The 21,922-nt window shown below is 70.3% G+C and carries 18 protein-coding genes and 1 pseudogene; 11 read left to right on the top strand and 8 right to left on the bottom strand.

The window, feature by feature from the left end; genetic code table 11:
* Window positions 1-15: 15 nt before the first annotated feature.
* The 6 genes and pseudogenes from ACIG5F_RS20240 to ACIG5F_RS20215 all read left to right on the top strand — a co-directional run bounded on the left by ACIG5F_RS20240 (window position 16) and on the right by ACIG5F_RS20215 (window position 4,677).
* The gene (locus ACIG5F_RS20240) at window positions 16-1,929 is read left to right on the top strand and encodes an ATP-binding protein (RefSeq protein WP_396519501.1); all 1,914 of its coding nucleotides are present in this window, start codon (window positions 16-18) and stop codon (window positions 1,927-1,929) included.
* A 23-nt stretch (window positions 1,930-1,952) separates the two neighbouring features.
* On the top strand, window positions 1,953-2,387 hold the full coding sequence (locus ACIG5F_RS20235) for a roadblock/LC7 domain-containing protein (protein ID WP_396519499.1): 435 nt from the start codon (window positions 1,953-1,955) through the stop codon (window positions 2,385-2,387).
* Between the two features lie 26 nt (window positions 2,388-2,413).
* A complete protein-coding gene (locus ACIG5F_RS20230; protein ID WP_396519497.1) occupies window positions 2,414-3,019 on the top strand; it encodes a GTP-binding protein in 606 nt (201 codons plus the stop codon).
* Between the two features lie 32 nt (window positions 3,020-3,051).
* Complete coding sequence (locus ACIG5F_RS20225; RefSeq protein ID WP_396519495.1) at window positions 3,052-3,438, top strand: thioredoxin family protein; 387 nt, start codon at window positions 3,052-3,054, stop codon at window positions 3,436-3,438.
* A 24-nt stretch (window positions 3,439-3,462) separates the two neighbouring features.
* Window positions 3,463-3,912 (top strand): annotated as a pseudogene (locus ACIG5F_RS20220) (peroxiredoxin); the annotation flags it as partial.
* Between the two features lie 141 nt (window positions 3,913-4,053).
* Window positions 4,054-4,677, top strand: coding sequence for a LuxR C-terminal-related transcriptional regulator (locus tag ACIG5F_RS20215; RefSeq protein WP_396519493.1), 624 nt, complete (start codon window positions 4,054-4,056; stop codon window positions 4,675-4,677).
* A 3-nt stretch (window positions 4,678-4,680) separates the two neighbouring features.
* On the opposite strand, the gene ACIG5F_RS20210 is transcribed toward ACIG5F_RS20215, so the two are convergent.
* From ACIG5F_RS20210 to ACIG5F_RS20195, 4 genes are all read right to left on the bottom strand, one after another.
* On the bottom strand, window positions 4,681-6,753 hold the full coding sequence (locus ACIG5F_RS20210) for a BTAD domain-containing putative transcriptional regulator (protein WP_396519491.1): 2,073 nt from the start codon (window positions 6,751-6,753) through the stop codon (window positions 4,681-4,683).
* A complete protein-coding gene (locus ACIG5F_RS20205) occupies window positions 6,746-9,583 on the bottom strand; it encodes a BTAD domain-containing putative transcriptional regulator (protein WP_396519489.1) in 2,838 nt (945 codons plus the stop codon). Before ACIG5F_RS20205 ends, ACIG5F_RS20210 begins: the two co-directional genes overlap by 8 nt.
* Window positions 9,584-10,168: 585 nt before the next feature.
* Entirely contained in the window at window positions 10,169-11,092 is a 924-nt protein-coding gene (locus ACIG5F_RS20200) for a prolyl oligopeptidase family serine peptidase (protein ID WP_396519487.1), read from the bottom strand.
* Window positions 11,093-11,337: 245 nt separating this feature from the next.
* Complete coding sequence (locus ACIG5F_RS20195; RefSeq protein WP_396519485.1) at window positions 11,338-11,805, bottom strand: MarR family winged helix-turn-helix transcriptional regulator; 468 nt, start codon at window positions 11,803-11,805, stop codon at window positions 11,338-11,340.
* An 80-nt stretch (window positions 11,806-11,885) separates the two neighbouring features.
* On the opposite strand from ACIG5F_RS20195, the gene ACIG5F_RS20190 reads away from it, so the two are divergent.
* On the top strand, window positions 11,886-12,782 hold the full coding sequence (locus ACIG5F_RS20190; RefSeq protein WP_396519484.1) for a nuclear transport factor 2 family protein: 897 nt from the start codon (window positions 11,886-11,888) through the stop codon (window positions 12,780-12,782).
* Window positions 12,783-12,861: 79 nt separating this feature from the next.
* On the opposite strand, the gene ACIG5F_RS20185 is transcribed toward ACIG5F_RS20190, so the two are convergent.
* The 4 genes from ACIG5F_RS20185 to ACIG5F_RS20170 all read right to left on the bottom strand — a co-directional run bounded on the left by ACIG5F_RS20185 (window position 12,862) and on the right by ACIG5F_RS20170 (window position 17,585).
* Complete coding sequence (locus ACIG5F_RS20185; RefSeq protein WP_396519482.1) at window positions 12,862-14,010, bottom strand: peptidase S8; 1,149 nt, start codon at window positions 14,008-14,010, stop codon at window positions 12,862-12,864.
* A gap of 17 nt (window positions 14,011-14,027) precedes the next feature.
* Window positions 14,028-16,208: a hypothetical protein gene (locus tag ACIG5F_RS20180; RefSeq protein ID WP_396519480.1), complete on the bottom strand. Its 2,181-nt coding sequence runs from the start codon at window positions 16,206-16,208 to the stop codon at window positions 14,028-14,030.
* 196 nt (window positions 16,209-16,404) lie between these two features.
* Window positions 16,405-17,085 (bottom strand): hypothetical protein, encoded by a 681-nt coding sequence (locus ACIG5F_RS20175; protein WP_396519478.1) that lies wholly within the window; start codon window positions 17,083-17,085, stop codon window positions 16,405-16,407.
* A gap of 5 nt (window positions 17,086-17,090) precedes the next feature.
* Window positions 17,091-17,585 (bottom strand): SigE family RNA polymerase sigma factor, encoded by a 495-nt coding sequence (locus ACIG5F_RS20170; protein WP_396519476.1) that lies wholly within the window; start codon window positions 17,583-17,585, stop codon window positions 17,091-17,093.
* A 71-nt stretch (window positions 17,586-17,656) separates the two neighbouring features.
* On the opposite strand from ACIG5F_RS20170, the gene ACIG5F_RS20165 reads away from it, so the two are divergent.
* Genes ACIG5F_RS20165 through ACIG5F_RS20150 form a run of 4 tightly spaced genes read left to right on the top strand, consistent with a single transcriptional unit; the run spans window position 17,657 to window position 21,631 of the window.
* Window positions 17,657-18,586 (top strand): hypothetical protein, encoded by a 930-nt coding sequence (locus ACIG5F_RS20165; protein ID WP_396519474.1) that lies wholly within the window; start codon window positions 17,657-17,659, stop codon window positions 18,584-18,586.
* Window positions 18,586-19,746 (top strand): peptidoglycan-binding protein, encoded by a 1,161-nt coding sequence (locus ACIG5F_RS20160; protein ID WP_396519472.1) that lies wholly within the window; start codon window positions 18,586-18,588, stop codon window positions 19,744-19,746. Before ACIG5F_RS20165 ends, ACIG5F_RS20160 begins: the two co-directional genes overlap by 1 nt.
* A complete protein-coding gene (locus ACIG5F_RS20155; protein WP_396519470.1) occupies window positions 19,743-20,429 on the top strand; it encodes an ABC transporter ATP-binding protein in 687 nt (228 codons plus the stop codon). The genes ACIG5F_RS20160 and ACIG5F_RS20155 overlap by 4 nt, the downstream gene beginning before the upstream one ends.
* The gene (locus tag ACIG5F_RS20150) at window positions 20,420-21,631 is read left to right on the top strand and encodes an ABC transporter permease (protein ID WP_396519468.1); all 1,212 of its coding nucleotides are present in this window, start codon (window positions 20,420-20,422) and stop codon (window positions 21,629-21,631) included. The genes ACIG5F_RS20155 and ACIG5F_RS20150 overlap by 10 nt, the downstream gene beginning before the upstream one ends.
* The last annotated feature ends 291 nt before the right edge of the window (window positions 21,632-21,922 follow it).

Raw genomic sequence — 21,922 nt, 5'->3', positions numbered from 1 at the left:
GAGAAGGGAGGCACCATGGGCAGGCAGTCGGGGTCGGCGCCGCCGAGCATCGGAATCGCCGTTCTCGTGGTCGTGCCGGTCGCGGTGGTGATCCTCATGACCATGGCTGTGCTTCTGCACGGCGGGTGGCTGTGGCCGGCGGCCCTGCTGACCGCGGTCGGAGGTCTCGGCGCGGGCGCGGTGATCGTCGTGTGCCAGCGAAGGCTGGCGAGCTCGAACGCCACGCTGCGCGGCGAGATCGACTCGCTCGCGGGACAGCCGCTGACCGAGATGCTGGCCGAAGCCGTCCGGAGCCGGGACATCGAGGGATTCCGCAGGCAGCTGCCGGTCTTCTCGGACGCCGGGCTCGCCCGGCTGACCGGCCGGATCGAGGACGCCTGCGCGACCGCGTTGCGGATGGCGGCGGAGCACGAGGACCTGCGGCTGGGCTACTCCGAGGTGTTCGTCAACATGTTCCGCCGCACGCAGAGCCTGCTACAGCGGCAGTTGCAGGTGATCGAGCGGTTGGAGCAGGGCAACCGGTCGCCCGAGGACATGCACCTGTTCTTCCAGCTCGACCACCTCATGACGCGGATGCGCCGCCACAGCGAGAACGTGTTGGTGCTGGCCGGAACCGAACTGGTTCGGGCCACCAAGAACCCGGTGACGATCGCCGACGTGTTCCGCGCGGCGATGTCGGAGGTGGACAAGTACCAGAAGATCCGGGTGCTCGGCACGCCGTCGGTGCGGATCTCCAACACCGCGGCCGGAGATCTCATCCGGATCATCGCCGAGCTGCTGGACAACGCCACGACATTCAGCCCTCCGGACAAGGAGGTAACCATCAACGCCGAGCTCGGGCGGCGCCAAGGGCTGTCGATCGGCGTGTTCGACAACGGAATCGGCATGTCCGACAAGGACATCCACCGGGTGAACGAGCAGCTGACGAGGCTGGGGTCGGTGGAGATCGCCCGGTCGCGCCGGGTCGGCCTGTTCGTGGTCGGCCGGCTCGCCGGTCGCAACGGCTTCAAGGTGGAGCTGTTCGGCGGCGACGACGTCGAGGGCGTCTCGGCGCTCGTGTCGGTGCCCAGTTCGGTGCTGCTGGAGGAGGACGCGGTGCGCGCGATGCTGCCCGGCGACTCCAGGAGGGCCGGCCGCGGCGCGAAGCGAGGCAAGCTCGGCGGGTCCGCGGTGGCGGTCACGACGAGCCTGCGGCGTCCCGCCGCCGCTCGCGCCGTGCGGGAGGCCCCCTCGACCCCACGCCAGATGTCGTCCTGGTACAGCACGTCTCAGGCGTGGCGGACCGAACGCGACACCGCGCGTGGGCGCCGGGTCTCGGCGGTCTCCGACGCCGAACGCATCGAGCGGACGCACGCGGACGTGCCGGTGGACCTGCCGGTGCGGGTGCCCGGCGGACGCGCGGCCGAACAAGCCACCGTGGCCCCGAACGAGCAGCCGCCGAGGGCGCTCGTCGACCGGGCCGGCGAGCCGTCGGCCGTACGGACCGAGGCGCAGGATCCCGACGAACTCGTGCCGACACCCCTTCGCGAACCCGCCCTCCAGGACGACGACCGAGACGCGCGAGTGGCCTCCCGATGGTTCAGGGCCCGGGGCGCGGCGGACGACCCCTCGCCACCGGCGGGGACCTCGCCGCCCGGCGAGAACGGCCGGCCGGCCGAGTCGGAGACGAACTCCTACACATACACCGAAGACGGGCTGCCGATGCGACGGCAGGGCACACACCTGCAACAGGCCATCGCGGGCGGCGAGCCACCTCCGGACGCGCCGACGCAGATCAGGGCGGTCGAGCGCGACCCGGCGCACATGCGGCGACGGTTGTCCAGTTATCAGCTGGGTGTGCGGAAAGCCAAGGAACAAGAGGACCGGATGCGCGGCAAGCAGGAGCACGCGGGCGGTTGGACCGTGCTGGACAGGAAGGCAACACAATGAGCGGAGAGTCGAATCAGGAAGCCATGACCTACGAGGAGCTCGTCACCGAGTGCTCGTGGCTCATCAACGACTTCGTGGACCGCGTGCCCGGCGCGGCGCACGGCATCACGGTGTCCGCGGACGGTCTGCTCATCGCCGCCTCGCGCACGCTTCCCGAGGACCGGGCCGACCAGCTCGCCGCGGTGTCCTCAGGACTGCTGAGCCTCACCGACGGCGCGGCGCGCTGCTTCGAGGCGGGCAACGTCCGGGAGACCATCGTCGAGATGGACGCGGGCACCATGCTGCTCATGGCGATCAGCGACGGGTCGTGCCTGAGCATCCTGGCCGATCCCGGCTACGACATCGGCCAGATCGCCTACGAGATGGCGCTGCTCGTGGATCGGTTCGGCCGCCAGCTCACCCCCGGCGAACGGGCGGACGACGCGGCGGCGGTGTCCGCCGGTTCCGCTTCGAACTGACGGGACCGGACAGAGAGGAACGCGAGATGAAGAGGCTTGAGTTCGGTCCCATGAAGAAGTCCGGCACGGTGACCTCCACGAAGATCGTGGTCGCCGGCGGGTTCGGGGTGGGCAAGACGACGTTCGTCGGCGCGGTGTCCGACATCGCGCCGCTGACGACCGAGGCGATGATGACGGCCGTCAGCAACGAGCTGGACGACACCACCCGGATTCCGGACAAGGTGGCGACCACGGTGGCGATGGACTTCGGCCGCGTCGCACTCGACGACGATCTCCTGCTCTACCTGTTCGGCACGCCCGGCCAGGAACGGTTCTGGTTCATGTGGAACCACCTGGTGCGCGGCGCGCTCGGCGCGGTGGTGCTGGCCGACACCCGGCGGCTGTCCGACTCGTTCAGCTCCATCGACTTCTTCGAGAACCGCAAGATTCCCTACGTCGTGGGCGTGAACACCTTCGACGGAATCCTGCACCACCCGCTCGAACACGTGCGGCGGGCCATGGCGATCAACCCGAGCATCCCGGTGCTGCGCTGCGACGCGCGCGACCGGGGCGAGGTGCGGCAGACCCTGCTGCAGCTGATCGCGTACGTGATGCAGCGGGTCGAGCAGGTCGCCGAGCCGGTGACGGTATGACGGACACGACACAGCCACAGGGACGGTCAGCCATGACGAACGGCAACAACCGCGAGGTGATCGCGCTGGACGTGTCCACGTTCCAGGAGCTGAGCCGGACCAGCGACGTGATGGTCATCGACATCTCCGCCGAGTGGTGCAGTCCGTGCCAGGCGTTCACCGACGTCTTCCGCGACGCCGCCGCCTCGTACGACGACGTCGTGTTCGCCTCGGTCGACGCCGACGAGCAGCTGGAGCTGGGCGCGGCGTTCAACATCAAGACCATTCCGACCGTCGCGGTGATGCGCGCGGGCGCGTTGATCTTCGTGCACGAGGGTTCGCTGAGCGCGCAGGCGCTCGCCGACGTGATTCGGCAGGCCCGGGCGCTCGATGTCGAGAAGGTGCGTCAGTCGGTCGTCGGCCGCGCGGCCTCGTCGTAGCGGCACGGAGCAAGGAGGCAGACCATGGCATTGGAAGTCGGCTCGCGGGCGCCCGATTTCACCTTGGAGGACAACAAGCTCAAGCCGGTCACGTTGTCCTCGTTCATCGGCGACAAGAGTGTGCTGCTGGTGTACTACCCGCGCGCGTTCACTCCCATCTGCAAGGGAGAGCTGTGTCAGATCCGCGACGAGATCGAGGTGTACCGCAACTACAACGTGCAGGTGCTCGGCGTCTCGGTGGATTCGCCGTTCTGCCTGGACCAGTGGGCGCAGAAGCAGAAGTACCCGTTCCCGTTGCTGTCGGACTTCTGGCCGCACGGCGAGGTGGCCACGACCTACGGCACGTTCAACGACGCCGCCGGCGTCGCCCGGCGCGGCACGTTTCTGATCGACACCGAGGGCATAGTCCGGTTCGCCGAGGTGCAGCAGGCTGATCAGGCGCGCAACCAGTCGGCGTGGAAGGCGGCGATCGCGAGCGCGCTCAAGCCGAAGAAGCTCGACTCGGGGATCTCGGTGCCGACCGCGGCCGGCGACTGGATCGACCTGCCGCCGGAGACCACGTGAAGTCCGGGCCGCCACACTTCTCCTCGGCCGGCCGAACAACAGGAGTGGCACATGAAAGACGTGCAGGTCAGCGTGTGCGCGCTTGATCCGATCACGAAGGCGGGCGTGTCCAGCTGTCTCGCGGCGGAGCCGGGTCTGGTCCTGCTGCCGCCGCCGCAGCAGTCGCGGGCGGACGTCGTCGTGGCCGCGTTCGAACGGCTGTCGGCCGGCGAGGTGCAGGCGATGCGCGCCACCGCCGCCGAGGTCCGCAGACCGGTGGTGCTGCTGGTCAACCAGCTCAAGGACGGCGACCTGCTGGCGGCGTTGGACTGCCGGGTCGTGTCGATCCTGCCGAGGGCCGCCGCCGTCGACGGCCGCATGGCCCACGCCGTGCGGTGCGCGGCGGCCGGCGGGGCGGCCCTGCCGCCGAACCTGCTCGGGCAGCTCGTCGAGCACGCCGAGCGGCTCCACCGGGAGCTGCTGGAGCCGAGCGGGCTGGTCGGCGCGAACCTGGAGCCGAGGCAGGTCGAAGTGCTGCGGATGATGGCGGACGGGCTCGACACCACCGAGATCGCCCACAGCCTGTGCTGTTCGGAGCGGACCGTGAAGAAGATAATCTCCGTGATCACCACCCGGCTGCGGGCGCGCAGCCGGCCGCACGCCGTCGCCCACGCCATGCGGGCCGGCGTCATCTGATCGTCAGGCGCCGAGCCGGCCGAAGAAGCGGGCCCGCATCGCCACCACCACACCGCGGTGCGGATGCTCGGCCGGGCAGGTGTCCAGGGCCTGGTTGAGGATCCAGAACATGGGCAGGCAGGCGCAGGCGGCGAGTTCGTCGTCGTTGGCCACCAGCCAGTCCACCACCCATGGCTCCAGCTGCCCGTCGCTGACCGCAGCGAGCTGGTCGCAGACTCGCTCGACCCGCGCCCTCGCGTCGGCCAGCGACCGAGCGGCCCGGCGGTGCAATGTCGGCAGCACATCCGGCGGGGTGCCGTCGTAGAGCGCTCGGCGTTGCAGCGGATGGGCGAAGGTCAGGCGCTGGCCGACGTGCGCGAGCACCTTCGCGCGGATCGCCTCGTCCAGCACGTCGAGCAGCTGTGACGGCTGCCGGCCGACGACGGCGGCGAGCTCGGCGGTGGTGAACCGCATGCCGAGCACGGCGGCCACGCGCAATGTCTCCAGCGTCGAGCCGGACAACCGGGCCAGCCGGGCGGTCATCGACGCCACGAGCACACGTTCGGCCGACGCCGAGCCGACGCCGTCGCACAGGTCGACGACGCCGTCGCCGATGCGGACGGCGTTGTCGCGGACCAGTGTCGCGATCGTCTGCCGCAACACCAGCGGGTTGCCCAGCGCGGTGGTGATCAGCGCCCGCAGCGCCGGCCCCGGCGGCACGCCGACGACCTGACGGACGAGCTGGGCGGAGGCGGCCAGGCTCAACGGCCGCAACGGCACGATGACGTCCTCGCGGGCGGCCATGCCGCGCCGCAGCCGGGCGAACGCCGCACTGTCCACATCGGACGGTGACGTCGCGATCAGCAGCAGCGGCAGCGATCTGCTGGCCACGGACAGCTGATCCCACACGAGCAGACTGGCCTCGTCGGCCTCGTGCAGGTCGTCCACCACGAGCACCAGCGACGCGGTGACACACAACTGCTCGACGCGCCGGAGCACATCGTTCGCGGTGATCGAGGCGGCCGGCCCGAGGCCGAGCGCCCGACTCAGCACGCCGAGCGGCTCCGGCCCGCGCTCGCCCGCCACCGCCCACGCGAGATGGCAGCGGCTCGGGTCGATCGAGGTCAGCAGCGCCGACTTGCCCACCCCCGTCGCACCTTCCACGAGCACCGCACGCCCACGCCTGGCCTGGACCTCGTTGACGTGCGAGCACAGTTTCGCGGTTTCGAGGTCCCGCCCCACCAGCTGCGGCCGGGCGACCCCCTCGGGCACGGTCGAGAGCAGGTCGGCCTTCGCCCGGCGGCCGATGTTCGGCTCCGGCATCGCGAGGGCCGGATCGCCGGCGAGCAGTTGCTGGTGCAGCCGGCGGATCGGCGCGCCGGGTTCGACCCCGAGCTGCTTGCGCAGGATGTCGCGCAGGTGCGCGATCCGGTCCAGCGCCTCCATCCGGCGTCCGCCGCGCTGCAACGCGACGATCAGCGACTCCCACACCGATTCCCGCAGCGGGTGTTCGTGCGCCAGCGCCTCGAGTTCGGGCACCAGGTCGCTGTGCTCGCCGAGCGCGAGCAGGTTCTGGACGCGCAGCTCCACCACGGCGAGGCGTTCCTCGCCGAGCTCGGCGCGGCGCCGTTCGGCGAACGGGCCGGGCACACCGCCGAACGCCTCGCCGCGCCACAACGCGAGGGCGGAATCCAGCTGCTGCACCGCTCCTTCGTGATCATCCGCCGCCTGCCGCTCGCCCGCCCGGTCCCGCAGGCGGTGGAATGCGGCGAGGTCGGTGCTGGCGCGCGGCAGCCGCAGCCGGTAGCCGGGCGGCTCGGACACCAGCATCTCGCCACCGGACCAGCGCGCCCGCTCCGGTTCCAGGACCCGGCGCAGGCCGGAGATGTAGGTGTGCACGTTGCCGTCGGCGCTCGCGGGCGGCGTGGCTCCCCACACGCTGTGGATCAGCTCGTCCCGGGTGACGAGCTGGCCGAGGTGGTCGGCGAGCACGGCGAAGACCGCCCGCTGCCGCGGGGGGCCGAGCTGGACCTCCTGGTGCTCCAGCCGGGCCCGCACATCGCCCAGGAGATCGATCCGGAACAGCGTGTCAAACACGGTCGGCCACCCGATCGCGGCGCGACTCGGCGCGCCGCACGTCCCAGCCGGCCCGCAGTCGGGTGAAGCACCTCCCCGCGGCGTCGAGCGCGGTCGCCGCGTCCTCCGGCCGGCCCTGCCCGGCGAGCAGGACCGCGGCGTCCTCCGCCGCCTGCGCGTAGGCGAACTCCCAGCCGGCCCGCCGATGTTCCTCGGCCACGGCGAGCACCGCGTCGGGATCCCGGTCGAGCAGCGCGCGGCAGTGCCGCGCAGTCGTCCGTGGGCCGTTCTCGGCCGCCGTGACGGCACGCTGGGCGATGGCGTCGAACCCCTGTTCCACGGCCAGGCGGACCAGCCAGGGAAGCCAGCGGACGCGGTCCTCCGCCGGATCGAGCAGTTCCGCGAGCAGCTCGCAGGCCTCGCCCGGTTCGCCACGCTGTTCGGCGAGCAGCGCCCGCGCCGCGATCACCGTGCCGGACTCCCGCCGGCCCTCAGGATCCGGCGCCACGAGGTCCAGTTGGGCAGCGGCTTCGTCCGTGTTGCCGCGATGGGCGCAGATCAGCGCGACGGTGCCGTGGGTCAGCCGCAGCTCGGTCAGCGCGGTGAGCGCTTCCTCCCACTGTCCGCGCCAGTACCGGGCGCACAGGTCCCGGCTGAAGTCCGAGCCGTCCTCACGCCACGCCGCGGGCTTGTCCAGCGACACGGAGAACGTGTTCCTGCGCGCGGCCGACAGCGCGTCCGAGGACAGGATTCGGCTGGTCAGGGCCGAAGCCAGCCGCGGAGCCCGCACCGCAAGCGCGGCGGAGTTGGCGGTCAACCAGTCGTCGAGCCAGGAACTGTTGTCGATCGGCGCGAGCATCAGCTGCTCGGCCACCCGCTCCGGCGGCGTGTCGACGGCGGCCCACGCCTCGGCGAGCTGGCGGTGCAGGGAGCCTCGGACCGCCGAGGTGTACCGGCCGTAGTAGGCGCGCTGGATCATCTTGTGCCGGAACGAGAACTCGCCGCCGCACGACCGCAGGTAACCGCCCGTGACGGCCTCGGCCAGCGCGGCGGACACCTCGTCCGCGGGCATCGTGAGGGCCGCGGTGATCTCCACGAGGGTGAACGCGTCGCCGCACAGCGACGCCCAGCCCAGCAGCTCCCGCACTGGTTCGGGCACGGTCTGCATGTGGTCCTGGATCACGTCGACGATCGAGCACTGGTTCGGCTGCGGTTTGCGGTTCCTGATGTCGGCCCGGCCACGGTCGGTCACCACCGCTCCGACACTGACCAGCTGCTCGACGAGAACCTCGAGCAGCCAAGGGTTTCCCGCCGCCTGCGGGGCCAGCCCCCGCAGGCCCGGCCCGGGGACGGCCTCGACGGCCGTGGCGACCAGCTCCTCGACCGCGGCGTCGGGCAACGGCCCGAGCGCGATCACCTGGGCGTGCGGCCGCAGGGCCAGGCGCGTCCGGTCGACCTCCGCCCGACTGGGCACCGGCCGGAGCGCGGTGATGAGCAGCAGCGGCAGTCTCGCGGTCTCGGCGGCCAGGCGCCGCACCACGTGCAGGCTCATCGAGTCCGCCCAGTGCAGCTGGTCGACCACCAAGATCAGCGGCCCGTCCGCGCACAACTGGTGGACCAGCGCGATGAGGCCCTCGGCCGGCTCCTCAGCGGTGGACGAGGATTCGAGCTCACGGACGGCGGCGGCCAGCGCGGCCCGGCGCGGGTCCGGCGACAACCTGGTCACGTCCAGACCTTCGACCAGCACCCGGAGGGGTACGGCCTGCCCGAGCTCGTCGGCGGCGGCCCAGGCGAGCTGGCACCCGCGGGTGTTGGCAAGCGCCTCTCTCAGCACCGCCGTCTTGCCGATGCCCTGCTCGCCTTCGAGCCACACGACGCCACCGGTCCCCCGGCCCAGCGCAGTGACCGCGGTGCGGACCGCCGCGGTCTCCGTCTCCCGGCCGATCAGGCGGCGCGCGGCGGTCCGCGGCGTCTTGGTGACCAGCGGGATCGGCCGGGTCACGCCGGGCACGCCGTCGACGGTCCACCGCAGCACCGGGTCGTCACGCACGATCTTGGCGTGCAGCGCGGTCAGCGCCGGGCCGGGTTCCGTGCCGAGGCTCTCGATCGTCGCGTGGCGCATCCGGTGGAAGGCGCCGATGGCGGCCTGCCGCCGGCCGGTCAGGTACAGGGCCAGCATCAGGAGCCCGTGCAGGCCTTCCCGCAGCGGGTGCTTGACCGTGAGCTCGTGCAGCCCGTCGATCAGCGGGTACGGCCGGCCCGCGTTGAGCAGAATGCGCGCACGCCGTTCGACCGCGTCGAGCTTCAGTTCGGTGAGCCGGGTCCGCTGCCTGGCCGCGAAGGGACCGGGAACTCCGTCCAGCGCGTCGCCACGCCACAGCGCCAGCGCGGCATCGAGTGCGGCGAGCTCGCCGTCGACGTCGCGGTTGTTGCGGCACGCCCTCGCGTCATCGCGCAGCCGCTGAAACGAATCGACATCGACCACGCCGGCGGGCAGCGTCAGCCGGTAGCCCGACCCCGCCGACGTGAGCAGCGTTCCCTCGGAGCGAGACGGCCGGTCCGGCTCGAGCACCGCGCGCAGGGCGGAAATGTGCGTGTAAATGCCGCCCTGTGCGCTCGCGGGTGGCTCGTCTCCCCAGACGGCGTCCACGAGCTCGCTCCTGCTGACCGAGCGGCCCGCCTGCAACGCCAGCATCGCCAACACCGCTTTGCGCTGGGCGAAACCGATTTCGACCTCGTCGCCGGCCCGCCACGCGCGCACCGGCCCCAGCAGGGATATCCGCAGGGCGCCCGGATCCGCCCCCGGGTCGTCCGACGGGCGCAGCGTTCTCTCATCCTGCGAGACAGACATTACCCACCCCTCCGGCCGCGTCACGCAACCGCGTGACCAGCAGCCAAGCACAGGCCAGGCAGATTCCACCGTGGACAGTCGAGCCAGACGCCCCGAACCTACATTCACCCACGACGGTCGTCAAAGACTCTTGTTCACAGTCCGCGGCGCAGTTGAGGTTGACTCATCCGGACAATCGCGGTATGGCCCTCGGGGTTCGCCAGGCGCGACGCATTCTCGCTGAGCCCGGACACGGTCCCGGTCCTGCACGACTCGGCCGTCAGGCGGTCGCGCCGTCTCCGCGGTGGACGACGCGTTCGCGGTCGCCGCGGCGGACGGCGACGTCGCCGGTGTGCCAAAGGGCGGTGAACTCGGGCTGGCGTGGAGGAGATCGGTGACCAACACGGTGGCGGTGCCGTCGGGGCCGCGACGGGCGACGGCCGCTCGGAGGTCGGACACCAGCACCTTGGCATGGGTGCGGGTGGTCGGCCTCGCCGAGCTCAAGCAGGGCTGGGTTCCCGCCGTGACCGTACGTCCACAGTGGACGTACGGTCACGGCCGGTGGCGTCAACGAGAGCTACGCTCGATCGACCTCGAAGCGGCAGGTCAGTTCTCAAGGTGTTTGCGGAAGAAGTCGACGGTCAGCCCGACGACCTGCTCGGTGTACCACGGCAGCGCCTCGTCCGGGCGGCCCAGCAGGGCCGACACATCGCCATGATCGGCCCCGTCCAGCACATAGCGAGTGCTGTCCACCCCGGCTTCGCGAAGTGCGTTGTGCAGCCGAAGCGTCTGCGACGGCGAGATGATGCAGTCGGCCGTGCCATGCCAGATCTGGAACGCGGGCGCCTCGTCGGTGATGTGGTTGAGCGGACTGGCGTCGGGGACCAGGTCGTGCACGGTCTTTCCCGTGCCCTTGCCGTGCAGGTACAGCGCCAACGGGTAGTCCGCCCCGTCCAGGGCAGCCTGCATGTCCGCATCGTAATCCTCGGCGATGGTCCCGAAGTCGACGATGCCGAACTTGTTCACAACGGCCTGCACACCGGGCGTGTGCTCCAGGCCGGCCATGGTGACGAGATAGCCTCCCGCCGACTCCCCCAGGAGACCGACCCGGGCGCCATCGAACCCGAAATCCTCGGCTTTCGCACGCAGGAACGCGACGGCATCCTGGACATCCGCGATCCCGTCGGTGTATACCGCCCCCTCCCCCACGGTGCGGTACTGGATGCTGGCCACCGCAAATCCGCTTTCAGCCAGGCACGTGCGCAGGTGCTGCGCGTTCCCCTTGTCGGCGTCCACAAATCCGCCGCCGGTGACATAGACAACCAACGGCTTCGGGCCGGGCCCGACAGGGACCAACAGGTCGAGCAGCAGAGACCTGTGCGAGTGCTCCGCAAAAGGAACATCGACGTAGCGGGCCAGGTCCAAACCCTTCAGAGAAAATTGAGGACTCCCCGTCGGCGGAATCACCACACTCGTGCTGTTGTCGCTCGGCGCAATACTCTTGGCCACTCGAAACTCGATTGACGACACAACCATCTCCCGTACTTGAAGGTCAATTTCACCGTAAATTGATCAGTGAACGGATGTCGCACGTCGCCGTCTGGACATCGATGTCCAGACGGAGCACCGCCCCCAGCACCACGCCCACCCCTCAGACTTGGTCGGCGACCAACTCCGTTAGTAGAGTTGGTCGCTGACCAAATGTCAACCACTACCACCGAGGAAGGACTCGCGGTCGACTCCCGTCGACCCGCGCGCTGGACAGCCCGCGCGATCTACACGGGATTGTTCGCCAGGTTCTCGAGCAGGCTGGTGGAGATGGCGGTCAGATGAGGGAGCTGAGCGGGCTCCAGGGCGTCGATCACGAGCGAGCGCACGGCTTCCAGGTAGAGGGGGGCCGCCTCGACGACGACTGCCACGCCCTCGTCGGTCAAGGTGGCGAGGGTGATGCGAGCGCTGGTGGGACACGCCGAACGCCGGACCAGGTCGCGCTGTTCGAGCTTGGCGACCACATGCGACAGCCGCGACGGCGAGGCGTTGACGAACTCGGCAAGCTCACCCATGGACCGGGTCCGCCAGTCGGCCTCGGACAGGTTGCTCAGCACGGCGTACTCGAAGTGCGTCAGGCCGGTGCGCTTGCGCACAGCCGCGTCGAGGGCGTGCGGGAGTTTGAGCAGGAGGCCAATGAAGGCGTCCCATGCCTGGCGTTCGTCGCTGTCCAGCCAGCGCGGCGTGATGCTCATGACTCAGTCTAACCCAAGACTTGACGCTTCAAACTTCCGATGTACAGTTGAAGCATCAAACGTTCCTAGGAGGCTTGCTCATGTCCCACCCCTCGACCAGCGCCACGGACATCGACTCGGCGGACCCCGCGGTGGACGCCACGAGCGCCACCCCGGAGGTGGTCGCCCTGGTGACATCCCTGTTCCGGGACAAGTCCTCCCGCGACCCCGACCGCTTCCTGTCCAACTTCGCGCAACACGACCTGACGGTCGGCGACGGCACCCGGGGCGCGAAGTTCGCCACGTGGCAGGAACTGGCGGCAGCCGTCGCGCCCGTGATGCCCGCCTGGCCGCCCGCCAGCCGCGCGTACGCCACCAAGATCCTCGGCGATGCCCGCAGCGCGATGGTGTTCTACACCGACTCCCCCGAGATGTTCGGCAACGAGATCCGCCTCATCGCGCCGTTCGACTTCCGCGACGGCAAGATCATCCGCCAGGTCGACTACTGGGACGGCCGCCACTTCGGCAGCGAGACCACCGCGGCGATCCGCATGCCGCAGGACCAGTTCGCCACCGAGTTCGGCGAGGCGGCCACCGGCGAGCAGTCCCCGGCCGCCCTGCGCGCCGTCGTCTCGGCGCTGTCCGAAGCCTTCGCCGCCGGTGACGCCGCGGCGGCCGCCGCCCTGTTCAGCCCGGACGCCACCTTCGAAGACCTCACCCTGCACGCCGCCATCGTCGGCCGCCAGTCCATCAAGGGCTTCCTCGACCGCTCGTTCCCGCTCCTGCCCTACGGGCTCGGCACGTCCGTCCGCCACACCGTGGGCAGCGTCCACGGCGGCGGCTACGAATGGGTCCGTCCGGACGGTCCGGTGCGCAACGGTGTCATCGCCATCGAACTTCAGCAGTCCCGCATCACCCGGTTCACCACGATCTGGGACGGCTCTCTCGTCGACGACGCCACTCTGACCGACATCCTGGCCACCACCATCGAACACTGAGCGGTGCGCACGAAGTGGCCGGCCAAGACGAGAACTCGCCTTGGCCGGCACACCGCCGGTCGAGACGGTCAGGGCTTCGTCAGAAGGCGGCGATGCCGTTCGGGCTGCCGAGACCGGTCGGCGCGTCATAGCCCGGGGCGGCAACGCACAGGTAGTCGTTGCCGCAGGCGCCGCCGTTCTCACGGGCATCGTTGTTGCCGGTGGTGATGTCGAACAGCGCGGCGGTGTGGCTGTACTCGTCGCCCGGGCGGACCGTGGCGGCGTTTCCGGCCAGGCCGTACAGGCCGGCGATGAACGGAGCCGACGCGCTGGTGCCGCCGACCGACAGCCAGCCGCCGGCGTCGGTGTTGTAGATGGCGATATGGTCGGCCGCCGCCGACACGTCGGCGACGGTTCGGCTGCCGCAGTGGTTGTCGTGCTGCCAGGCCGGCTTCGCGATGTACGCGGAGCAGCCGCTGGAACTGTACTGCCACGTGGTCTCGGTCCAGCCGCGGGCGTTGTCGGCCTTGGCCAACACGGTCCCGCCGATCGAGGCGACCGTGGAGAGCACGGCCGGGAAGGATCCCGGGCCGAAGCCCGCATCGCCGCTGGACGCGACGATGACATGGCCGGGATGGTCGTATGCGCCGGCGTACTGGACGACGGAGCCGGTCTCGCCGGCGCCGTAGCTGTTCGACACGACCTGGGCCCCGAGCGCCACGGCGGTGTTCTCGGTCGCGGCCAGGTCGGCCAGACTCGGCGTGTCGCCCTCGACGACCAGAATCCGACAGTGCGGACACGCGGCCGAAATCATCGACACGTCAAGGGTTTCCTCGACTTCCCAGTCGCTGTCGGCCGGCGGCAGCGGGGCGGTTCGGCCCCGCTGGTTGACCTTGGTCAGGCAGCCGTTGGCCGCGGTGCACGCGCCGAGACCGTACTGGGCGCGGTAGATGTTGAGGTCCTGTTCCAGGTTCGGCGCGTCGAAGGCGATGGACACCGCCACCAATGCCGTGCTGTTCCTGGTGATCGGCACGTTGTACGCGGACTGCAGATCGTCGGCGCCGAGGCCGACCGACGCATCGGCCCGGGCGTGGGCCGTTCCCGGCGCGTACCAGCTCAGGCAGCGCGCCTGGCCGGGCACCGGCGGGCACAGTGGACGGGACGTTGTCGCCGCGGAGGCAGGGGCCGCGGCGGACGTCGTGAACACGGCCAGGGCCAACGCCAGGCTCGCGATCGTGCGCATACGCATGGCTTTCTCCAACAAGGTCAGTAGAGCGCGTACGCGCGGGTGAGGGTCTCGGTGATCGCACCGCCGGCCGCGTCGTGGGCGGTGGTCCTGAGCGTCACGAGCTCGTCGGGCCTGGTGGCGTTGACGACAAAACTGGCGTGGAACTTCCCGTTGCCGGTGGCGGAGACCGTGGCGTCCTGCCAGGTGGCGCCGTCGTCGGTGGAGAACTGGACGGACGCGTCGGTGATCGCCGAAACGGCCGCCTGGTCGAGATGGCCGAACGTAAGATCGACCCCCTGCGTGAGAGACGGCGACACGGCGCCGGTCAAGTCCATGTTGGACACGTCGTAGGCGACCGTCATCAGCGGTTCCACCGCGCACTTGGTGTCCGAGCCCTGGCTCGAGCAGAGCCACGGCGCCGGGAGGCTGCCGCCCTCCTGGTGGGCGGACGGCCAGGTCCACTCGGTGTGGGTGGCGGTGCCCAGTGTGTACATCGGGCCGGTGCGGTTCGCGTCCACGGTCAGATGCAGGGTCGACGACTCGGCCGCGACCGGGATCTGCCGGTCGAACTGGAGCGTGCCGGCGCTCAGCGGGCCGTCGGACACCTTGGCGCCGTTCTGGTCCAGTCGCCAGCTGCCGGACACGGTGTCGCGTGGGTCGCCCCACAGGCCGATGCCGGCGTGGCCGGGTTGGTTGTCGCTGAACGGCGTGAGGAAAAAACTCTCGGTGTCGCCGGAGCGCGTCGCGCCCGCGACGATGAGCGCGTTCTTGTCCGCGCCCGGGCCGGCCGTGGCGGTGGTGTGCAACGGGAACTTGTTCCAGTTCTCGGTGACCACCTGGCCGGCGTGGTAGTTGGCCAGCACCGAGTGCTGAATGCCGAAGAACCAGGTGGAACCCTGAGCCGCCACGGTGTACTTGACGGACTCGGCGTTGCGGGCGATGGTCGGGTCGCCGGGCACGTAGATGGTCTCGGCGGCCGGCATGTTCTGCTGCACGCCGAGGTCCGCGCCGATGCCGTACTGGGCTTCGAACGGGAAGACGGTGCTCACGAGGAACAGGCCGGCGGTCGAGTAGTCGGAGTAGAAGCTGGTGTCGATCGTGGCCAAGTCCTTGGCCCGCACCACATACCGCTGTGCCGGGATGGTTCCGGTGGCCAGGTACTGGAGGTTGTAGACGTACGGTGTGCCGGGCCCGGGCGGCGAGGTCAGCCACACCTGCGGATAGCTGTGGATCGAGCCGACGCTGACCGGCGTCGGCTGCGGCGACACCCAGACCGGCGTGCCGGCGCCGAAGCCGAGCTCCATGCCGACGGGGCGGCCGGTGGCGTCCGTCCTCATGAGGTAGAAGGCGCCGCCCGAGTTCTCCGTCGGCCGCGGCGTGACCATGGTGAGCCGGCTGGTCGCCTTCTTGGCGTCCATCCGGATCGTCTGGTCGCCGGCGACCTTCAGCTGTGAGTTGAACACGTCGTGCTCGGCGGTGACGTTTCCGTCCGCGTCCGTGTCGTAGTAGACGACGGCGGCGAAGTAGTTGCCGTCCGGCACACTGAACTTGGCTGTCCCCTGGTACATCTCGTTGGGCGCGGCGTAGCGGGCCGCGTCGTCCACGTTGACCAGGATCGCCAGGCCACCGTTGTCGGGCGTGCCGTCCATGTCGTTGCCGGCGAGAGTCACGGTGTGCATGGGGAAATGCGGCGTCACCGGGGTGCTGGCGCCCGGCGCCGCGACGCGGACGTCGCCACCGAACAACGCCGGCTTGACCGCCTTGGCCTTGTCCGCCAAGTACTGCTTGGTCACCGCCGCGCCGAACTCCTTGGCGCCATTGGCATCCAGGTAGCCGCCAGCGGTGAGCCCGGGCACCGCGGCCGCTGCCCCGCTGACGGTCACCGGCACCTTGTCGGCATTGTTGGCTGCTGCCAACGCGGTCACGTCGAACAGGCTCAGGTCCAGACCGTTGTTCAGGTACGGCACGGCACTGGCCGGGATCTCGTAGTGGTGGCCGTTCAGGGTGAGTGCGATGTAGGTGTGGCCGATGCCCTGGCCGCCAGGGACTACCGATGTGGCCGTGCCCCCGCTGGCCAGTGTGTGGACGATGACGTGGTCGCCGGTGGGTAACAGCACCTGTTTCATCGATGGCTGAACGGGTTGTGCCGCGGCGGCCGGCGCCGCCGGCATGGCCAGGGCAAGAGCCAGCACCCCCAGCGCGATACGGGACGTGCGCAAGAGAACCTCCCGAACTGGTCGGATTCGGTGCGGCGACGACCGTCTCGACACGATGGGCGCACGGCAACGGTCGGTCACCGCATGATCGCCGAATCGTAGGGCCGCCGCGCATTTCCGGGAGGTCTCTTTGACAATGCGCACAACCGCTCAACCTTCCGCCGCCGCCAACCGTCGAACACGGAAGGCCGGCGACGGGTCACCGGGCGGGGCCGCTGCCCGACGTGAGCAGATTTCCGTTGGCGTCGAACGCGGAGAGCTGCACCGTGCTGGTGGCGCCGATGTCCTCTGCGTCGTACTTCGGCTCCGCCCAGAAGACGGTCACGTTCAGCTCGGGCACCAGCTGGCTGTGCACGGTGAGCTCTTCGCCCTGGTACACGGCCTTGAACTGGGCCGCCGGCCCGACAAAAGAGCCGTACAGCGGCAGGAAGGTCTGTGGATGCCCGGTGGTGACGCCGCGGAAGCCGCTGCCACCGAGGTCGGCCGCGGTGGCCGACACCGGCCGGAGCTTGCCGTCGTCGGACTCGTGGGCCAGCACCAACTGGTAGCCGGCGCCGCCTTGGACGGGGGCGAAATACAGCACGACGCGGTCGGGGTTGTCGACGACGCCGGTGTCGATCACCGGGCCGAACGGCGCCGCGTCGATCGCCGCCGGATGTGACGCGGTCATCGCGAAGGTGGCGCCTTCGCGGGCGTCCCGGTACATCCGGACACCGATCACACTGCCGGCGACGACCATGAACGCGAGCACCGCGGCGGCGGCGGTGAGCAGCCGGCGGCCCGTCCGGCGGCGGCTGCCGAGGCGCATGACCCGCTCCACGTCGACCTCGGCGAACTGCTCGGCGGGCGGCTGGGCCATCGCCTCGCGCAGTCTGTCCATGTCGTTCATGACACCCGCTCCACGTCCTGGGTCGACACGCGCATCTTGGTCAGGGCCCGGGACGCCGTGCTCTTCACGGTGCCGACCGACACCTTCAGCTCGGCGGCGACGTCGGCCTCGGACAAGTCCCAGAAGTGCCGGAGCACGACGATGGTCCGCTCCCGCGGGGACAGCCGTGCCAACGCCCGCATCAACCACTCCTGGACGGCGACCTCGTCGGCGAGGTCGCCGGGCGCCGCCCGTTCCGGCAACTCCTCGGTGGCGTCCTCCCGCAACGGCCGCCGCCACCGGTCGACAACCAGGTTGGCCAGCACCGTCCGGGCGTAGGCGAACGCGTCCCGCCGGCGGATCCGGGACCACGCCGCGTACACCTTCACCAGCACCGCCTGCACGTCGTCCTCGGCCTGGTGCCGATCCCCGGTGAGCAGGTAGGCCGCGTGGTGCAGCCGTGAAGTGCTCACCTTGACGAACTCCACGAACTCGACGTCACCTCTTGCCATACGTGCTCCGACGCCGCAGACCCGCGCTCGGTTGTCTCAACCTTTTCGGACGCTCGCCCGTCACACCTGACATGACCACCACGATAAGGGCTGTTTCGGCGCTCGTCGCCCTCGGCGTCTCCGGGATGCTGCTCGCCGGATGCGGCGCGGCCTCGTCCGGCGCCCCCGCGACCGGCGGCCCGACCGGCACGTCGGCGCCCGTCTCGACGCAGGCCGGACCGGACACGAACACGCCGGAGGGCAAGTTCGAGGCGTGGTCCATCAAGTTCGAGAACCTGATGGCCGACTGCATGAAGGCCGCCGGCTTTCAGTACGTGCCGCGGCCACTGCACCTCACCCAGCCGGCCGGCAACGTGGCCGGCAAGGACCCGGCGCTGGTGTCGTACGACGTGTTGAAGGCCTACCGGCAGAAATACGGCTACGGCAAGTTCTACGCGTCCGATGTCTATCCGAACGACCCGAACGTGGTCGCGCCGAGCGACCCCGCGGGAAACCCGAACGACGCCATCCGCAGCGCACTGGACCCGGCCCGTCAACAGGCGTACGACCAGGCTTACGACGGCGGAGCCCATGACAGGCAGATGACGACCGCCACCAAGAAGCCGGACCCCACGGCTGGCGGCTGCCTGGCCAAGGTCAACCAGCAAGCGGGCCCGACACCCGGCGGCGCGGCGGCGACAGCCACTCCCACGACCGGGGCGGACGCGGCCAATGCGGAACAGCAGTTCCAGACCGACCCGGCGGTGCTGGCCGCCGCACAGAGCTACGGCAGCTGCCTGGTCCAGCACGGCTACACCGTGCCGAGCGTCAAGCCAGGGGTCATCGAACGCACCCTGGAGCAGGCGATCCAGCAGGAGCGCAGCACCAGCCCGGCCCCCGACAAGAAGCAGGGTCTGAGCAAGGAGATCAAGACCTCGCTGGACGACCTGGAGTGCGGCAAGGCCTACGAGGCGGCGGCCAAGCCGTTCGTGGAGAAGCTGCTCCAGGTCGGGGCCGGCTGATGACGCCGAGGCGGGTCATGCTGGTCGTGGTCTGCGTGGCCGCGGCGACCGGCGCGGGCGGCTGGGTGGTAGGCGCCCAGATCACGTCGCCGGCCGACGCCGCGGCCGCGCACCAACCACCGCCCGCGTCACTGATCACGGTTGCGGTGGCGAAGCAGGCACTGGCCAGCACCATCACCGCCCAAGGCGCTGTCGCGTACACCGGCGCCACCCCGCTGACGCTGACCGGCACCGTCGGTGGCGGCGGCGCCACCCAGCTGGTCACCAGGGCGCCGGCGGTCGGCACGACGGTCCGGTCCGGGGACCGGCTGCTCGAGGTCAGCGGCCGCCCGGTTTTCCTGCTGCCGGGCCAGGTCCCCATGTATCGCACGCTGACCGACGGTCTGAAGGGCGATGATGTCAAGCAGGTGCAGCAGGCGCTGACCGCTCTGGGTTACGGCCGCCTGACCAGCGGCGTGTTCGACGCCGCGACGCAGGGGCAGGTCAAGCGATGGTACGAGCACGGCGGCTACGAACCGCAGCTGGACGGCGACAAGGTCACCGTGCCGTCCGGCGAGATCCTGTTCCTGCCGACGCTTCCGGTGCGGGTGGACACCGTCACGACCAGGGCCGGCGCGACCGCGTCCGGGTCGATCGGCACCGCGACGAACAGCGCCGTGAACATCCAGAGCACTCTGCCGTCGGCCGACGCGCAGTTCGTGCGCGTCGGCATGAGCGCCACGCTCACACTGCCGGACGGCACGACCATGCCCGCGACCGTCGACGCGATCGGCAAGGACGCCGCCCCGCCGCCGACCACACAGAGCACCGATCAGCAGCAACCGCAACAGGGGCAACAACTACAACAGCCGCAACAACAGTCCACCTCCGACGCCACCGCGATGCGCCTGGTCGCCCGGGACCCGGCCGCGCTCGCGGCGTACGCGAACAAGGCGGCGAAGATCGACATCGAGGTCGGCAAGACCAACGGCGAAGTACTGGTCGTGCCGGTCGCGGCCGTCGCGACCAGCCAGGACGGTTCGACCCGGGTGCAGGTTCAGCGCGCAGGCGGCCAGCTCAAGGACGTGCCGGTGCGCCTGGGCCTGACCGCCAACGGCCTGGTCGAGGTGTCGGGCGACGGCCTCACGTCGGGCGACCGAGTGGTGGTGGGCAGCAAGTGACCACCCCGGTGATCCGGCTGGACGGGGTGAGCCGGGTGTTCCCCGCCGACCCGCCGGTGCACGCGCTCACCGACGTCCGGCTGTCCGTGGCGCACGGTGAGTACGTGTCGATCGTCGGCGCGTCCGGCTCCGGCAAGTCGACGCTGCTGAACACGTTGGGGCTGCTGGACAAGCCTACCTCCGGCAGCTACATGCTCGACGGCCTGGAGACTGTCGGCCTGAACGACCGCGAGCGAACCTCGTTGCGCGGCAGCCGGATCGGCTTTGTCTTCCAGTCCTTCCACCTGCTCGGCTACCGCAGCGCCGTGGACAACGTGGCAATGGCCGAGCTGTACGGGAAAACGGGCCGCCGCAACCGCCTCGAACGAGCCGAGCAGGCGCTGGAGCAGGTGGGACTGGGGCACCGCGCGGGTTTTCGCCCGGACAAGCTGTCCGGCGGCGAGCGTCAGCGGGTGGCGATCGCCCGCGCCCTGCTGGGCCGGCCGGCGCTGTTGCTGTGCGACGAGCCGACCGGAAACCTCGACCGGGCCAACACGTCCGGGGTGCTCGACCTGTTCGACGAGCTGGCGGCGAAGGGCGTCACGCTGGTCGTGATCACCCACGACGAGCAGGTCAGCCGGCGGGCCCACCGGCGGGTCCGGATCGAGGACGGCCGACTGTGGGAGGAAGCGCTGTGCGCCTGATCGACCTCCTCGACGAGGCACTGGCCGGGGTGGCGTCGCGGCCGGTGCGGACCGCGCTGACCATGCTCGGCACCGTCATCGGCATCACCACGCTGGTGATCACCCTTGGCGCCGCGGCCACCGCCGGCAACCAGATCGCCGGCCGGTTCGACGCGGTCAGCGCCACCGGCGTCACGGTCACCGTGCCGGCCGCGCCGAATCCGAGCGGGCCGCCCCTGGTGTCGTGGGCCGGGCTGGCGGATCTGGTGCGGCTCAACGGGGTGCACGCCGCGGCCTCGGTGGCCGAGCTGGACCCCGGTGGCAATCCCGCGGTGCGGGCGAACGAGTTGCACGACCCCAACACCGTCACCGACCGCGCGTTGCCGGTGGTCGCCACCACCGCCGGCCTGCCCGAGGTGGTCGGCGCCAGCGTCGCGCAGGGCAGGTTCTTCGACGAAGGGCACGTCACACGGCACGACCGGGTGGCGGTTCTCGGCGCCACCGCGGCGAAGCTGCTCGGCGTGACGCGGATCGACGACCAGCCGGCGGTTTTTGTCAACGACCAGGCCTTCACTGTGATCGGCGTCCTCGGCTCGTCCGGGCTGGACCTCGATCACGCGCTGGACGCGTCGGTGATCCTGCCCTACACCACGGCCGCCGACCGGCTCAAGGTCGGCGCGCCGACCAAGGTGTTGATCCGCACCGACCTCGGCGCGGCCCCGCTGATCGCCCAGCAGGCCCCGATCGCTTTGAGCCCCAACGACCACGGGTCGCTGCGGGTGGTCGCGCCGCCGGACCCGTCCACCCTGCGCGGCGGCGTCGAGCACGACGTGAACGGCCTGTTCGTCGTGCTGGGCCTGGTCTCGCTGGTGGTCGGGGCGATCGGCATCGCCAACGTCACCCTCGTGACGATGATGGAACGCATCGGCGAGATCGGGCTGCGCCGCTCCCTGGGCGCCCGCCGTCGGCACATCGCGGCCCAGTTCCTGCTGGAGTCCGGCGCGGTCGGCCTGATCGGCGGCGTGATCGGCAACAGCGCCGGCATCGTCGCGGTCGTGGTGATCTCCGTGCTGAACGGCTGGACGCCGGTGTTGGACCTGTCGCTGGCGGTGGGCGCGCCGGTGGCCGGAGCGATCGTGGGGTTGGTCGCCGGCCTCTACCCGGCGCTGCGGGCAGCCCGGATGGAACCGGTGGACGCGCTCAGAGGTGGGATGACCGCATGACAACAGTGCGCCGATCGGGTGACCACGTTCTCCGGATCACTGTCGCGGCGCAATCATTTCGTCCGAATGCCGGATTTACGGTCGCATCCCTCGGCGACGCGCATCGAAGATCTCACAGGAATGCCACAACCGCGACCTTCCCAATGCTGGTTTCCTCGGCCGCCGTCCGTTGTGACATCGGCCATCCGGTCAGCTAAACCTGACAGGACAAAGCCTCACGTTCGACCGCTGCGCACCAGGGGCTGCCGGTCGCGCACGGCCGCTGACCAGTCAGCTCGGCCACGAGGAGGC

This window comes from Kutzneria sp. NPDC052558, assembly GCF_044547355.1.
Taxonomy (GTDB): domain Bacteria; phylum Actinomycetota; class Actinomycetes; order Mycobacteriales; family Pseudonocardiaceae; genus Kutzneria.
This window is presented reverse-complemented; position numbering and strand designations above follow the sequence as displayed.

What these genes read in the sequence shown, in the direction of transcription:
- ACIG5F_RS20215 (WP_396519493.1), top strand. Translation starts at nt 4,054, where the DNA reads ATGAAAGACGTGCAGGTCAGCGTGTGCGCGCTTGATCCGATCACGAAG.
- ACIG5F_RS20230 (WP_396519497.1), top strand. Translation starts at nt 2,414, where the DNA reads ATGAAGAGGCTTGAGTTCGGTCCCATGAAGAAGTCCGGCACGGTGACC.
- ACIG5F_RS20185 (WP_396519482.1), bottom strand. Translation starts at nt 14,010, where the DNA reads ATGCGTATGCGCACGATCGCGAGCCTGGCGTTGGCCCTGGCCGTGTTC.
- ACIG5F_RS20225 (WP_396519495.1), top strand. Translation starts at nt 3,052, where the DNA reads ATGACGAACGGCAACAACCGCGAGGTGATCGCGCTGGACGTGTCCACG.
- ACIG5F_RS20160 (WP_396519472.1), top strand. Translation starts at nt 18,586, where the DNA reads ATGACGCCGAGGCGGGTCATGCTGGTCGTGGTCTGCGTGGCCGCGGCG.
- ACIG5F_RS20195 (WP_396519485.1), bottom strand. Translation starts at nt 11,805, where the DNA reads ATGAGCATCACGCCGCGCTGGCTGGACAGCGACGAACGCCAGGCATGG.
- ACIG5F_RS20240 (WP_396519501.1), top strand. Translation starts at nt 16, where the DNA reads ATGGGCAGGCAGTCGGGGTCGGCGCCGCCGAGCATCGGAATCGCCGTT.
- ACIG5F_RS20175 (WP_396519478.1), bottom strand. Translation starts at nt 17,085, where the DNA reads ATGGACAGACTGCGCGAGGCGATGGCCCAGCCGCCCGCCGAGCAGTTC.
- ACIG5F_RS20190 (WP_396519484.1), top strand. Translation starts at nt 11,886, where the DNA reads ATGTCCCACCCCTCGACCAGCGCCACGGACATCGACTCGGCGGACCCC.
- ACIG5F_RS20235 (WP_396519499.1), top strand. Translation starts at nt 1,953, where the DNA reads ATGACCTACGAGGAGCTCGTCACCGAGTGCTCGTGGCTCATCAACGAC.
- ACIG5F_RS20165 (WP_396519474.1), top strand. Translation starts at nt 17,657, where the DNA reads ATGACCACCACGATAAGGGCTGTTTCGGCGCTCGTCGCCCTCGGCGTC.
- ACIG5F_RS20170 (WP_396519476.1), bottom strand. Translation starts at nt 17,585, where the DNA reads ATGGCAAGAGGTGACGTCGAGTTCGTGGAGTTCGTCAAGGTGAGCACT.
- ACIG5F_RS20205 (WP_396519489.1), bottom strand. Translation starts at nt 9,583, where the DNA reads ATGTCTGTCTCGCAGGATGAGAGAACGCTGCGCCCGTCGGACGACCCG.